Source organism: Arthrobacter sp. C152 (assembly GCF_054890965.1).
Map to the genome: position 1 here is coordinate 1 of NZ_JBTZSU010000043.1, position 14,981 is coordinate 14,981.

A 14,981-nucleotide genomic window follows, 5' to 3' on the forward strand; every position below is an offset into this window, starting at 1 on the left:
CAGAAGAACTGGCATTTTCCCACGTGAACACTGCCAGATTAACTGACAACGGACACCCCCGGCCTAGACCACTTGCGTGCTCTGGTACGGAGTCGCACTCGCAAACGAGTCCGGGCGGAGTTCGACAAAGAAAGCCTGGTCTTCACCGGGGAGGACTCCCCCATCGCCAACCTCACGCTCTCGGTCATGGGGGCGTTTACGGAGTTCGGTCGCTCCCTGATCAGGGAGCGGCAATGGGAAGGCATTGCGCTGGCGAAGCAGCGCGGTGTGTACAAGGGACGAAAGAAGACCCCTTCACCGGAACGTGCCGCCGAACTGGCCCGGCGCGCCGGCAGCGGCGTTCCTAAGGTCGCCCGTGCCCGAGTACACAGGACCAGCCGAAAGACCGTTTTCCGTTACCTGCCTCGCCAGTGACGTCAGCGCATAGGTCGGGCCGTTGCGCCGGCACGGTCAGGTGCGGTTGAGCTCGTTCGAGATGGCCTGGGCGGCCTTGCGCAGCATCGGGACGGCACGCCCGGCGAATGACTGGTCCACGCGGGACACCGGCCCGGAGACCGAGATGGCGGCAGGAGTAGGTGCATCGGGAACTGCCATGGCAAAGCAGCGGACTCCCAGCTCCTGCTCTTCCTCGTCAATGGAGTAGCCGCGTTCCCGGATCCTGCCCAGGTCTGCCAGGAGGGATTCGATATCGCCGATGCTCTTGGAAGTTGGAGTGGGCATGCCGGTGCGTTGCACGATGCCGCGGACCACCTCGTCATCAAGCTGGGCGAGGATGGCTTTGCCGACGCCCGTGTCGTGGGTGTGGGCACGGCGTCCGACCTCAGTGGACATCCTCATGGAATGCCGGGAGGGAACCTGGGCTACGTAGATAACCATGTCTGAATCGAGCACCGCCATGTTGGAGGTCTCCCCGAGCTGATCTACGAGGGATTTTAGCTGCGGCCGGGCCATGGCGCCCAACTGCTTATTTGCTACTTCGCCGAGCCTGATCAACCGGGGGCCCAGGGCGTAGCGGCGGTGGGGAAGCCGTCGGATGTAGCCGAGAGTGACCAGCGTACGCAGGAGACGGTGGATGGTGGGTAGCGGAAGATCGGTCGATAAGGAGAGCTGGCTGAGCGTGACGTCGCCGCCTGCATCAGTAATCAGTTCCAACAACTCAAAAACGCGCTCAACAGACTGCACGCCTCCGGGGGATTTCTCAGCCATGAGACTGTCTCCTGCGACTCTTCAGCGACCAGGGCATCGCTTCAGGCGCGCGTCCGCACGCCGAGATAGTGCAGTGTGAGGCGCGAGAGTGCCGTAGCTGTTCAGGAATGCCCGCCTCCGACATGTTGGATTGGTGCATCAGAGTCCATGGGAATCATGGGCCGAAGCATGAATTTTGCCGGTTGCTTCGAGATGTTGACTAGTGAGCGCCTTGTAGTTTTCGGCGTTCGCTCGGCAATGCTCGATTTCCTCAGGCGTAAGGGGCCTGCGCACTTTGGCGGGGACACCCGCCACGAGGGAACCCGCAGGAACAACAGTGCCTTCCAGCACCAATGCGTTAGCGGCTACGAGTGACCCCTTCCCAATAACTGCGCCATTGAGGACGGTGGCGTTCATGCCGATGAGCGAGCCCGCTTCCACAGTGCAGCCGTGCAGGACCGCTCCGTGACCCACGCTGACCTGGTCGCCCAGGTGAGCGGGGTGTCCGGGATCTGCGTGGACGACGGCTGTGTCCTGGATGTTGCTGCCGGATCCGATCGTGATGTTTTCCATGTCCGCGCGCAACACAGCACCGTAGAAGACTCCCGACGCGTGCCCTAGGCTGACATCGCCGACCACGGTGGCGGTCGGGGCGATCCAAGTGCCGGCAGCGAGACGCGGCGTTCGGCCATTTATGGTGATGACGTTATTGCTCATGATGGGTTCTCCAAAGGGCTACAGGTGTGGGGATAAGGCACCACCCTAGTACCTTCTGGCAGCCAGTCTTGCCGCACAGGTAGTGGAGGGGATCGATGCTAACCATATCGTGCAGATCAACACATGATCCGTGCCACTATGACTGTCAGATTGCTCAGTTGCAAGGAAACGAATTGACCGAATCACACGTATTGCTCAAAGTTAGTGCAGCAATTCATTCATTAGACAGCCGATGATCCAACCCAGGAGGTGCCCGTCTTGGAGCTTCGAACCGCAGGCCTCAGGGCGGCACTAGACCACAAGATATTTCTACCAGCAACCGAATTTCGCCCCCTGCGTAGGCGGACAGACTCCGGAACACAGGACGCGAGAATAACGTCGCTTCATGATCGCCGAACCAACCGCCCTGAAGCTGGATGTCGGAAGCGTCGGCTGGTGGGGCCTCTGTTGAGACATGGTGACGTTGCGGCGGGAACCGGCGTAGTGAATGCTCGGAGCAGCTCCGCTCCGACTCTGGGGACTTGCCAATCAGCCGGCCTGAAACAGGCTTTACAGAACCCGCGTTGAGCGGCCTTGGAACTGGCACGGGTGATCTAACACCCTCGAATCTTGTCCGCATACGGACGTAACTCATGATGTGCGGGCAGCGGTCCGAGTGAATGGAGCGCTGCCGTCGACGAGAGCAGCGCGGTGAGTGACCTCAGGAACTCTCTCGACCTAACTATGATTGAAAAGGAGCGACGACATGTCATACCCAGCCATTGAGCGGGAGGCGGAGTTGCAAAGTTCTCCACTTGGAGTTTCCGATGAACAATGTACCGCCGGTGAGCCCATCCATGAACTCGGCGCGGTGCTGCCGCCCGAAGCCCTAATCACGGACCCCACAGCTATGGGGCCGTACCTACAGGATCGCGCCTTCGATCCCAATGCTGGTATGCCGATTGCTGTCGTGCTTCCCCTGACCACCGAGCACGTCCAGGTCACAATGCAGTGGGCGGCCAAACATCGGATTCCCGTGGTGCCCAGGGGTGCCGGAACGGGTCTATCCGGAGGAGCAACCGCTGTAAGTGACGGAATAGTGTTGAGCACCGAGCGGATGCGCAGCATCAATGTGGACGCAGTCACCCGCACTGCGGTGGTTCAGCCGGGACTTCTCAACGCTGAGGTTAAGGCGGCAGCCGCTCAGGCAGGACTGTGGTACCCGCCAGACCCCGCGTCCTACGAGATCTGTACCATCGGCGGCAACGCCGCGACCAACGCCGGCGGCCTGTGCTGCGTCAAATACGGTGTCACCTCTGACTACATCCTGGGCATGGAAGTGGTCACGGCTGACGGCCGGGTCGTACGCATTGGCGGACCGCGGCTTAAGGACGTCGCGGGACTGTCCATGCTCAAGCTCTTTGTCGGCAGCGAGGGAACGCTGGGCATTATCACGGAACTCACCTTGCGGCTCCTGCCGGCAGCGCCTCCCGCGCGGACAGTAGTTGGATGGTTCTCCAGCAGCGGGGATGCTGCATCCGCAATCCTTGAGGTCGCCTCGAGCATCCGCCCATCAATGCTGGAATACATGGACGCGACGTCCATCAACGCCGTTGAAGACGTGCTGGATATGGGCTTGCACCGCCACGCGTCCGCCCTTGTCGTAGCGCGCTCTGATGATCAAAGCCCGAGTGGGGCCGAGGTCACGACCATGCTGGCAGCCTTCCAACAGCACGGCGCGTTCGAGGCATTTGAAGTCGCAGACCAACAGGAAGGTGAGCGGTTTGCCCACGCCCGGCGAATCGCCATCCCTTCCGTCGAACGTTTGGGCACGTTGCTCCTTGAGGACGTGGGCGTAGCCATCCCCCGACTGGGAGAACTCATTCTCGGAGTAGAGAAGATCGCTGAAGCCCGCGATGTGGTCATCGCATTCATTGCCCACGCGGGTGACGGAAACACGCATCCGCTGATTGTTTTCAACCCGGACGACGCCGCCATGAAGGAGCGCGCATACCTCGCCTACGGTGAGGTAATGGACCTGGCCATAGAACTGGAAGGCACCATCACCGGCGAGCACGGCGTAGGCCGACTCAAACGGCCCTGGCTCGTTGATCAGATCGGAGAAGACCTCCTTGAAATCTCACACAATGTAAAGCGGGCTTTGGATCCAGCAGGAATCCTCAACCCTGGAACCATTTTTGCTGCTTCAGGTACTGCCGGCCGGGCTGCGAAGAAAGGACGTTCATAATGGACCAGGAAGGACGCATCCAAAGCGGAGGGCTCTCCGTCGACGCAGCTTTGCACTGTTTTGTCGAGGAGGAGGCACTGCCGGGCTCGGGCATCGAAGCGGCAGACTTTTGGAGTGGTCTTGAACAAATTGTTCAGGACTTGGCGCCCCGAAACCGTGAGCTACTCGCCCGGCGCGATGAACTCCAAGCCGAGATTGACGGCTGGCACGCACTGCACCCAGTTCCATTCGATCAACATGAGTACCGCTCCTTCCTGCAGAACATCGGTTACATCCTTCCCGAACCCGAAGACGTACAAGTACACACTCGCGGAGTGGATGAGGAGATTGCATGCGTGGCAGGACCTCAGCTGATTGTGCCCATTTCGAACGCCCGCTATGCACTAAACGCCGCAAACGCGCGGTGGGGCTCACTTTATGACGCGCTGTACGGCACCGATGCATTGGTCCCCGCAACGGGAGCAAAGGAATTCGATCCAGCACGCGGCAAGCTGGTGGTCTCATATGTGCGCGAGCTTTTGGACGAATTCTTTCCGCTAAACGCAGGGCGACACGCCTATTCAGTGGGATACACCGTACGCGACGGCATCTTGACGGTGAAACTGGCAGATGGCACCTTTAGCAGCCTGATTCAGGCTGAACAGCTCGCCGGATACCGAGGTGAGGCCAGCTCGCCATCGGCAATCCTTCTGCGCCACCATGGACTCCACGTCGAGATCACTATCGACCCTGCCACACAGGTAGGACAGACGGACCCGGCAGGCATCTCCGACGTCCTCCTCGAATCCGCCATTACGACGATCATGGACTTCGAGGATTCCGTTTCCGCCGTGGACGCCGAGGATAAAATCCTCTGTTACCGCAATTGGCTCGGAATCAATCGCGGCGACCTCGCAGACACCTTCACAAAGGGAGGTGAAGTGATGATTCGGAGGCTGGCAAACGATCGGCACTACACATCTCCAGATGGCGCGGAAGATGTAACGGTGCCGGGACGGTCACTCATCTTCGTCCGGAACGTCGGCCACCTCATGAGCACCGACGCCGTACTCGATACCCAGGGAAATGAGATCGGCGAGGGCATCCTGGACGCCGTCCTCACCACACTAACCGCGCTGCCCGGTCGGGACCCCTCCAACCCCATGCGAAACGGGTCCCAGGGCTCCATCTACATCGTCAAACCGAAAATGCACGGCCCAGCCGAAGTGGCTTTCACAGTGGAACTCTTCCGTCGCGTGGAGGAACTTCTCCAACTGCCAACGAACACGCTTAAGCTCGGCCTCATGGACGAGGAGAGGCGGACCACAGTCAACCTGAAGGCCTGCATAGCGGAAGCCAAGGAAAGACTGGTATTCATCAACACCGGTTTCCTGGACAGGTCCGGTGACGAAATACACACGTCCATGGAGGCCGGGCCTTTCGTCCGTAAGGCTGACATGCGCAGTCAAGCATGGATCTCCGCCTACGAGGATCAAAACGTCGATGTCGGCATCGAAGTGGGGCTGCCCGGCCACGGCCAGATCGGCAAAGGCATGTGGGCGATGCCGGACCTCATGGCTGCAATGCTTGAGCAAAAGATTGCTCACCCCTTGGCCGGCGCCGCCACTGCTTGGGTCCCCTCGCCCACGGCCGCGACTCTTCACGCCATCCATTACCACCGCGTAGATGTTCCTGCCCGGCAGCAGGACATCGCCACTCAGGGCCGCCGCGGCACTCTTGAGGGACTCCTTACCCTCCCCATCGCGGCTAATCCGTCATGGTCGGCAGCCGAGCGCCAGGAAGAACTAGATAACAACATGCAGTCGCTGCTCGGATATGTCGTCCGCTGGGTCGACCAAGGAGTGGGATGCTCAAAGGTGCCGGACATTCATGACGTTGCACTCATGGAGGACCGGGCCACCCTGCGCATATCAAGTCAACACATCGCCAATTGGCTCCGTCATGGAGTAGTGAGCGAGCAGGACGTGCATGAAAGCATGATGCGGATGGCCGGGGTTGTGGACGCACAGAACTCGAAGGACCCCTCGTACCGCCCGATGTCTTCCAACTTCGAGGACAGCATCGCGTTCCGGTGCGCTGCTGACCTGGTGTTCCAAGGGGCTCAACAGCCAAACGGCTACACCGAACCCCTCCTGCACAAACGACGACGTGAGCAAAAGCGCGTCACCCGCTCAGTAGCCCTCCACGCGGCTAAGTCATAGACCTCAAGGAACCTCATGCAGAACTATGTTGAATCACTGTCGGTAAGCTACACGGCGGCCGCCAGGGCTGTTGTATTGGCCCTTGAAGAGGGGGAAAAGCGAGGTGTCCTGGTAGCAGCCACTGTTGTCGACCCGATGATGGGCCTTGTTGCTTTCGGCCGGGCGGACGGTTCTATGCCTCACAGCGTGGAGACCAGCCGAAGGAAAGCCAATACGGCGGCTTCCTCGCGGAGGCCCAGCGGCTGGATGCAGGGAGACTTCGCCCTTGCCCTTCCGATGGGCACCGATAACCTCCTGACCAACATTCGTGGGGGATTCCCCTTGGTGTTCACGGGAAAGCACGTAGGTGGCCTTGGTATCGCGGGCGGGACGCCTGACCAGGACGCCGAGATCGGCTCTGCTGTGCTGGAAGCTTTGGGCAGCACCCTACCGGCGACCTGATCCTTGCTGCTCATACCTGCCGGTTGGCACAAGAATCGCCCTGACTAATACGGGTGGCGCCGCCATAAGCGGCTCTTTAGCCACCTCTCAGCGCCTACCACGGGCCCGACAGGGTTTCGTTTACCTGCAATCCCTGCAGCCACAATTTCTGCGGTGGGGTGTCGATGGTCACCGGGATCATCAACTATCGCAACGCATGACACCTCATCGCAGGCTCGCCAAACGACCCAGTACACCTGCCCCAATCTGAGCCGCGTATATTCAGGAGTAAACGATGGACCTTCACCTGCAATCAAATTGGCAACGTACAGTCGGGCAGCGTGTAGAAATCTGGAATAACGGGAAGCTGGTACGCAAAGGAACCGTGGAGGTCGTCATGCCAGATGAGACACTTCTTTGGATTTCAGCGGACGGAGCCTCGTCGCGGCAGATGATTTTCCGTTTCGACGGAAATCAGGTTTTCACACATTTCATGCCCCCGGGGGGGCCCGAGAGCGATCAGTAGGAGTTCGGTAGGTCCGCAACGGGATGCGTCCTGCCGAATACCGCCGCCGAGCGGCTCTACGACCCAAATGCTGGAGTTTCCTATGAATAGAACAATGTTCAAGTCCAAAATTCACCGGGCAACAGTCACGCACGCTGACCTGCACTATGTAGGCTCAGTTACCGTTGACCTTGACCTCCTCGATGCTGCTGACATCCTTCCTGGTGAGCTTGTGGCCATCGTGGACGTAACCAATGGCGCCCGACTGGAGACTTACACTATTGCCGGCGAACGAGGCTCGGGCGTGATCGGCATCAATGGCCCGGCCGCCCATTTGGTACAGGAAAACGACATCGTCATCCTGATCACCTACGCCGAAATGACCACCGGGGAAGCCAACGCCTATGAGCCCCGGGTAGTCCACGTCGACGAGAACAACAAGATGATCCAGATTGGCAACGACCCCGCGGAGGGTCTTACGCCCGGGCTCCTGCGCCCGCCACACGCCCTTATCATCTCCGCAATCTAATCGCACCGTGCGCGGTAGGACTATCCCAGCTGCGCGCACAGGCGAAACCCTTGCTAAGAGTGCGAGTGGGGGTGGCTGGTGCTTACGCGTTGCAAACAAGCACTTATACGCTTGCCGTCCCCTCCCCCCCGGATTTCAGGAGGACCTTATGCCCCAGTCTCCGTCGCCAAGGCCACAGCGACGGCAGTCCCCTGCCGCAGTCACCGCAGTCCTGGCACTCAGCGGCACAGTTGTCGCCCTCATGCAGACGCTGGTAGTTCCGCTCCTTCCCGATTTCCCTGGCATCCTGAAGGTGACATCCGACGACGCCTCCTGGCTGGTGACCGCCACGTTGCTCACCAGTGCCGTGGCAACACCGATTGTTTCCCGCAGCGCGGATATGTACGGCAAGCGCAAGATGATGGTGGTGTGCCTAGCCACTATGGTCGCGGGGTCGGTGCTGGCAGCGGTGGGCGGCTCCTTCTTATGGCTGGTCATTGGGCGGGCACTTCAGGGCTTCGCCACGGCCCTGATCCCGGTGGGAATCAGCATCATGCGGGATGAACTGCCCAAGGAGAAGATGGGCTCATCCGTGGCTCTGATGAGCGCCACCTTGGGCATTGGCAGCGCCATGGGCCTTCCCTTAGCGGGGATACTGTACGAGAGCTTGGGGTGGGCCTGGATTTTCTGGGTCTCGGCTGCAGCAGGTTTCCTGCTGCTCCTTGCCGTGGTGCTGGTAATCCCTGAATCGAAGGTCCGCACGTCCGGGACCTTCGACTACACAGGAGCGTTGGTGCTGTCCGCTGCGCTGACCGCGATGTTGTTGGCTATCTCAAAGGGCGGTTCCTGGGGCTGGGGGTCTGAGCAAGTCCTATTGCTGTTCCTTGCAGCCGCCATACTGCTGGCAGTCTGGGTGCCGTACGAACTAAAAGTCAGCCAGCCGATGGTTGACCTTCGAACATCCGCCTTCCGGCCTGTTCTGTTCACCAACCTCGCCTCGCTGCTCATCGGCTTCGCGATGTTTGCCAACATGCTACTCACTACCCAGCAACTCCAACTACCCCCTGCCACAGGCTATGGTTTCGAACTCAGCGTAATTGCGGCTGGCCTGTGCATGATCCCCTCCGGGTTGGCCATGGTGGTATTCGCACCACTGTCCGGTCGTATTATCCGGATCTTCGGCGGCAAGATTGCCCTCATGGCTGGCGCCTCTGTGATGGTCGTGGGCTACGTGGGCCGCGTGTTCTTCTACGACTCCATACCCTGGGTGATCGTCGGTTCCACTGTCGTGGGCATCGGCACAGCTATCGCTTACGCGGCCATGCCCACCCTCATCATGGGTGCCGTACCCATCACCGAGACCGCGTCCGCGAATGGTCTAAACAGCCTGGTCCGTGCCATAGGCACTTCGACATCAAGCGCGGCAATTGCCGCCGTCTTCACCTCGGTCACCATGACGGTCGACGGCACTCGACTGCCGTCCTTCGAAGCATTCAAGGACATCTTCTGGATAGCAGCGCTGGCGGCGGCAGCATCGGCGCTGTTCGCGGTCCTTATCCCCCGTGCGCCCTTGTCCGACGTCGGCGCTGTTGAACTCGTACTGCAAGGACGCGTCCTGGCGCCGGACCACCAACCCCTCACACCCGCCGTCGTCACCGTCCTGAAAACCAGCGGAGAACAAGTCGACTGGAGCCGCGTGGACGCTGAAGGCAACTACTCAGTCGCCCTCCCCCACGCCGGCGAGTACCTGATGGTAGCCAACGCCGCTGGCTGGTCGCCCATGGCCGCGGTCTTTGAGGTCGACGGACGCACCCTTCAGCAAGACTTCATGCTCCAGGACCGGCTAGAGATTACCGGGACGGTCAACGACAACAGTGGGACAGTAGCCGACGCGGTGATAACACTCCTCGAAGCCGGCGGTGGGCATCTGGGCACCACCCGAACGGACGACGACGGCGGGTATGCCTTCCCGCTCCCACTCGCCGGCCGCTACGTAGTAACCATGCATAGTTCCGGGACTCGCGTAGCCATGGCGCAGAAGATCAGCGTGGATACCCGCTCCATGCGCGTAGATTTTGACGTTCCGGCTGTGCAGAGGTGTTCCGGCAAAGAGGTGGAAGGGTGAACAGCCCAGCCACGATTTAACGGTCAGCTCCGCCGTGCGGCTTTTAAGGGCACACGGCTACCGCATTATCACGGTAGGTGACATCTCGGCGGACGCTGGCGTTTCCCCGTCCCTGGTCATGAAACTGCTCCATTCCACGGAAAAGCTTTTCACTGCCGCCCGGCCCCACGGGCCGCAGCTTACCGAGCTGGGCGTCCCACCGGCCACACTCGGCCGAACCCTTGTGCAGTGATGACCGGGAACGAGGAATGCAGGAACCAGGGGCCGGCATGCCGAGGGCCGTACTTGGTTCCCCCCAACCCTGCGGCTGCCCGGTTAAATGTCCGCGGACGCTATCTCTCTTCCATCGCTCAGTTGATTGGGGACACACCAGGCCGCCGTTTTGCGTCCACCGTGGCAGCCTTGAACGGATCTGCGAAACAGTCCGCACGCCGAATTTCTTTGAGGGCTGGAATTTTGACGAGTTGGTGGCACACTTCGGCGCTACCGTCCAAGCTTAAATCGACACCTGCACGGCAGCAGCCCACTAAAAAGCACACCTAGCACGTCAATAGTCCTTCTATGCAACGGCTGTTTGCGACACAACCAGTAAGCCCATGAAATCCCTGCGGAGGCGCGCTCCAGTTGAGGATCACTGTTTGGCCCAGTTGCCTACATAATGTTGGCCTTGGGCTCAGCATGAGGGATTGGCGTCTTCCTCCGTAACTTTCATGGTGCGGGGCGTCGTCCAGTCGTGTTACGTGAGTCTCCCTACCTCGCAACCCTGTGCGGGCAGTCCGTCGCTTATCATGAGCCCCGGGCTGCGGGATGGCAGCCGAGCCCCTCGTTGCCAACGAAGCCCGCGATGAACTCCACCGGAGCCGGCGCTTCTGCTGAGGACATCAGAATCCACCTTTTCACCTGAACTCATCCGTTTGAAGGGCGAGTCCGTGGACGCCAGTAACCCCGCGATTGCCCAATGCCTGCTGCAGCTGCGTCTCAGGGACACCAGGCCACCACGCTCCCTCTCCTGGTGACACATCGGGCGGTGAAGACCTTTTTGACCCCGTGGCTGGGTTCAGGTCCTTAGTAGGCGAAACTTCGGTCGACTCCATCGAGGATGCGGTCCAGGCCCGGAAGCCAGTCCTCCTCAAGACGGCTGGGGGGATAAGGGGTGTCGTACCCGGTGACGCGGACGACTGGGGCCAACAGCGAGTGGAAGACCGTTTCCTGAATTCGGGAGGCAATTTCGGCTCCGAGTCCTGCGGTCCGCGATGCCTCGTGGGCAACAAGGAGCCGCCCGGTACGCTCTACTGACCTGATTATTGTGGCGTCATCGATCGGAGACAGGGACCGGAGGTCGATAACCTCAATGCTACGACCCTCTTGATCGCATATTTCTGCGACTTTAAGGGCGACGGGCACCAGCGCTCCGTAGGTAACGATCGTTAAGTCGTTCCCCGCCCGGACAATTTCGGCTTTCTCAAGTGCCTGCGGCATCCTGTTCGGATCCACGTCGCCTTTCAGCCAGTAGTGGCGTTTTGGTTCAAGGAAAATGACAGGATCTTGGCTGCGGACAGCGAGGCCGATCATATCGTAGGCCTGTTGCGGTGAGGACGGGCAGACCACCTTGAGCCCGGCTGTGTGGGCGAAGTATGCCTCAGGCGATTCCGAATGATGTTCAATGGCGCCGATGCCCCCGCCAACCGGGATCCTGATCACCACGGGGACAGTGATTGTCCCCTCTGACCGGTGCCGGTATTTTGCCAGCTGGGTAATGATCTGGTTCATGGCGGGAAAGACGAACCCGTCGAACTGGATCTCGCAAACCGGCCGGTATCCTGCCATCGCGAGTCCGATGGCGCCGCCGACGATCCCGGCTTCCCCCAGCGGTGAATCGACCACGCGCTGCGGTCCAAAGGTTTTCTGGAGGCCGTCGGTCACCCGGAAGACTCCGCCAAGTTGCCCTATGTCTTCACCGAGGAGCATCACTTTGTCGTCGGATTCCATTGCATGGCGCAAACCGAGGTTAAGTGCATGCGCGATTGGCATCTTGCTTATCGTCTGGTTCATTCTCCTGCCTCCACGAATTCGATGTGTTCTGCCATCTGCTGTTCGAGTTCTACGGGCAGATCAACGTAGGTATTCCGGAAGGGCGACTCAGGACCTGGGCTTGGCAGGTTACGGCAACCGGTCCGCAGCCGCTCTGCCAGACGACTTTCCTCGTCGGCAATCTGGTCCAGAAGGGCATCGTCGATCTGTCCAGTGGAGTCCAGATAGCGGCGGAACCGATCAATCGGATCCAGGGCTGCCCACTCGTCGTTTTCGGCGCCGGAGCGGTATCGACCGTCATCGTCCGACGTGGTGTGCGGGTTGCGGCGGTAGGTGAGGGCCTCGATCAGTGTGGGACCATTTCCGCTGCGCGCGTTGTCGAGAGCCTGCCTGGCTGCAGCCAGACAGGCAAAGACGTCGTTGCCGTCCACGCGGACACCCTGGAAGCCGAAACCTTGTGCGCGCTGCGCGACGGAAACCCTGCTTTGGACCGAGTACGGGGCGGAAATTGCCCATTGATTGTTCTGGCAGAAGAATACAACCGGCAAGTTCTGCGCTGCCGCCCAGACGAAAGCTTCGTTCGTCTCGCCCTCGCTTAGCGCCCCGTCACCGAGGAACACCATCACCGCCCGGTCGCGGTTCGGATCTCCGGTACCAACGTCGCCGTCCCGGACAATACCCATGGCGTAACCAACCGCATGCAGCGTCTGTGCACCGATAACCAGCGTGTAGAGATTGAAACTATTGGCTGTTGGGTCCCATCCCCCCAGGGTCGTGCCACGGAAGAGTCCCAGGAGATTCACAGGATCCACCCCACGGCACCACGCCACGGCATGCTCGCGGTAAGTGGGGAAAACAATGTCACCTGGTTGTAGTGCGCGGGCAGCCCCGACCTGCGCGGCCTCCTGACCCAACAGGGACGGCCAAAGGCCCAGCTCCCCCTGCCGCTGCAGAGCAATCGCTTCGGTGTCCACCCTCCGCGCCAGCACCATGTCCCGATACAGGCCAGGGCCATCGACCGTCCCGACGTCGAGCTTCAACACCTCATTCGTTTGGATAGATCCGTCCTGGCTTATCAGACTGATCGGCTCGTCCGTCATGAACTGCTTCCCTTTCCTTTGGGCTGGACTGCCCGGAGCATTTGGGCTCGTGCGGCACAACCCGCAGCGGCAAAAGGCCGCGTGACTGGGCGAAGCCGTACCGTTGCCGCTGTGCAGCCAGACACGACCCAGGCCACGGTCAGATCTAAGACGCCGCCCTGTTCTGTGCTGGGGCCGGTAGTCGAAGCCACAAACATGGCGCCCTCCTAAAAATGTTTTCCGACGGATTGTCGTTGAATGAATCGCTGACCTAACTCTGAAGAGGTGGCCTGTTGTGGTCAACTTGTTCCCTTGCAACTGAGCGATCTGTTCATAACGAACTCGAAGACGCATGCGGAGCTGGACTAAACGCCTAGCACCGACGGCCTCGACTAGGAGCTGCTGAAATGACTCAACGCGAACGCCCGGACAGGCGCCGCCGAACTTGCTCAGAATTGGGTAACTCGCGCACTCCGACATTGCCAAACTTCGGAACCTGGAAGAGACAGTTGGGCCTCTTCGAGCGGAAGCGTCTAAGTTTGTGTGCTGGCGTGAATGTCTACGAGTGGAGCGTGTGACATTGGTCATCGAGGCTACGGTTCCTTCCCCGAAAATGAGCAAATACTCTGATCGCGGTGCGTGCGGTAGCGGCCGGGGCAGGGCATTGCTTCACGGCATTCCTGCGACGAGCCATCTCTGCAGGGGGCCGGCCATCTTCTGATCACCCATCGGCGTGGTCTGGCCAGGCACCCGCTGCCTTTCCCCTCGCTGAACGATTCGGACCAAAGGCCCTCAAGCGGGGCCGAGGTTGTTGGACCCGCAGCCCAAAGAGAGCCCGCCGCCAGTAATTACCCTGCCAGCTGGTCCCGGCCCACCGTTTACGGGTTACGCGGGGTGTTTTCACCGGCGCATGATAGGCGCCCGAGGATCGCGGGTGAGGACACTACCGGCCGAAGCTTTCACCCGGCCGGTTCGGTCGTAACGTGAATGCCGAACTTGCCGCCGAAGGGCAGGCCAAGCACTGTCATCACAACGGAGTGTCTGGAGGCGGCCTGATCAAAGAACACGCCGTTGCGTTGGATCGCAACGGCAAGACGCTGCTGGATAGGGTATTTTCCCAGGACGCCGCGCAGCTGCTCAGCATCGCCGCCTCCCTCGCTGCCAGAACCGGTCCCTGCTGCTGGTGGACCAGCTGGCGATGATTTGCGCGCTCCGGGTCGCCGCGGCCCAGACCAAATGCATCAATGTCGCTTATTTGCCGGGCCGGCGGGCCGCCGCCTTAGCCCAACTGCGGGTAGGGCCAGGTGCGCCCACGATGACGCCAGGAATCGTAGCTTCAGCGCGGATGATCACGGCGGTGCTTCCGGGGGATCCCAGCCCTGAAGTGGCTGCTCAGCAGTAACGCGGGTCGTAGCCCGTCGGCGCCACCCGGGTCAGTGTTGGAGCACCCAGCGCCTCCCCTGTGAGCTCTGCGGCTACGCACCATCTCGGAATTGTCCGGCGCCCTGAGCACCCCTGTACAAGGTCGGGGGTTCGCTCCACAGTTCGTTAAGTCCGGACAAACCCCCGTTTTCAGCGCTGCGACAACGCACTCGAACAGCTACCGGTAAGACCAGTGCGCAACGCCCACGGCTGACAGAGCCTAGAAGTTTGCTCCAAAAAGACGCGATATAGGCGTCATCGCGCGGTCTTCTTGACAGCTAGTGTCTTCTAGGTCACAGTTTATCCATGCTGTCGGGCCTTCTGGATCCAGAGAGCAGGTAACAACGTAAGCGAAGCTCTGATGCAGTTCGCCCTTCGGAACTGACGACCGGAGAGGTTCTCTCGTCCCAAGCCCACACGACACCGTGACAAAAGGTGCTTGGTCCTCGAAACAGCCGGTTTTAGATAACACGAGGTCGATCTGGGACCAACAGACTCGCTAATGGTCTGAAATTACGCGCTTGAACGGATCTGCAAGTCGCCGCCGACATCGCAGATTCC

General features: G+C 60.3%; 10 protein-coding genes and 1 pseudogene. 7 read left to right on the top strand and 4 right to left on the bottom strand.

What is annotated here, in order from left to right:
• Positions 1–63: 63 nt before the first annotated feature.
• Positions 64–414 (top strand): annotated as a pseudogene (locus tag ACYSM9_RS19435) (recombinase family protein); the annotation flags it as partial.
• A 36-nt stretch (positions 415–450) separates the two neighbouring features.
• Here ACYSM9_RS19435 and ACYSM9_RS19440 read toward each other — a convergent pair.
• Both ACYSM9_RS19440 and ACYSM9_RS19445 read right to left on the bottom strand, forming a co-directional pair.
• Positions 451–1,206, bottom strand: coding sequence for an IclR family transcriptional regulator (locus ACYSM9_RS19440; protein ID WP_461858595.1), 756 nt, complete (start codon positions 1,204–1,206; stop codon positions 451–453).
• A gap of 138 nt (positions 1,207–1,344) precedes the next feature.
• Positions 1,345–1,902, bottom strand: coding sequence for a gamma carbonic anhydrase family protein (locus tag ACYSM9_RS19445; protein ID WP_461858596.1), 558 nt, complete (start codon positions 1,900–1,902; stop codon positions 1,345–1,347).
• A gap of 745 nt (positions 1,903–2,647) precedes the next feature.
• Here ACYSM9_RS19445 and ACYSM9_RS19450 point away from each other — a divergent pair.
• The 5 genes from ACYSM9_RS19450 to ACYSM9_RS19470 all read left to right on the top strand — a co-directional run bounded on the left by ACYSM9_RS19450 (position 2,648) and on the right by ACYSM9_RS19470 (position 9,888).
• Positions 2,648–4,129, top strand: a complete 1,482-nt coding sequence (locus ACYSM9_RS19450; protein WP_461858597.1) for an FAD-binding oxidoreductase — start codon at positions 2,648–2,650, stop codon at positions 4,127–4,129.
• Entirely contained in the window at positions 4,129–6,330 is a 2,202-nt protein-coding gene (locus ACYSM9_RS19455) for a malate synthase G (protein WP_461858598.1), read from the top strand. Before ACYSM9_RS19450 ends, ACYSM9_RS19455 begins: the two co-directional genes overlap by 1 nt.
• A 15-nt stretch (positions 6,331–6,345) precedes the next feature.
• Positions 6,346–6,771 (top strand): GlcG/HbpS family heme-binding protein, encoded by a 426-nt coding sequence (locus tag ACYSM9_RS19460; RefSeq protein WP_461858599.1) that lies wholly within the window; start codon positions 6,346–6,348, stop codon positions 6,769–6,771.
• A 587-nt stretch (positions 6,772–7,358) separates the two neighbouring features.
• The gene (panD, locus tag ACYSM9_RS19465; RefSeq protein WP_461858600.1) at positions 7,359–7,784 is read left to right on the top strand and encodes an aspartate 1-decarboxylase; all 426 of its coding nucleotides are present in this window, start codon (positions 7,359–7,361) and stop codon (positions 7,782–7,784) included.
• 148 nt (positions 7,785–7,932) lie between these two features.
• Positions 7,933–9,888: an MFS transporter gene (locus ACYSM9_RS19470; protein ID WP_461858601.1), complete on the top strand. Its 1,956-nt coding sequence runs from the start codon at positions 7,933–7,935 to the stop codon at positions 9,886–9,888.
• 1,065 nt (positions 9,889–10,953) lie between these two features.
• Here the strand turns inward: ACYSM9_RS19470 and ACYSM9_RS19475 are convergent.
• Both ACYSM9_RS19475 and ACYSM9_RS19480 read right to left on the bottom strand, forming a co-directional pair.
• Entirely contained in the window at positions 10,954–11,940 is a 987-nt protein-coding gene (locus ACYSM9_RS19475; RefSeq protein ID WP_056394269.1) for an alpha-ketoacid dehydrogenase subunit beta, read from the bottom strand.
• On the bottom strand, positions 11,937–13,019 hold the full coding sequence (locus ACYSM9_RS19480; RefSeq protein WP_461858602.1) for a thiamine pyrophosphate-dependent dehydrogenase E1 component subunit alpha: 1,083 nt from the start codon (positions 13,017–13,019) through the stop codon (positions 11,937–11,939). Before ACYSM9_RS19480 ends, ACYSM9_RS19475 begins: the two co-directional genes overlap by 4 nt.
• Positions 13,020–13,981: 962 nt before the next feature.
• Between ACYSM9_RS19480 and ACYSM9_RS19485 the strand changes: the two genes are divergently transcribed.
• Positions 13,982–14,200 carry a hypothetical protein gene (locus tag ACYSM9_RS19485; protein WP_461858603.1) on the top strand — a complete coding sequence of 73 codons (219 nt, stop codon included), beginning with the start codon at positions 13,982–13,984 and terminating at the stop codon, positions 14,198–14,200.
• Positions 14,201–14,981: the final 781 nt, after the last annotated feature.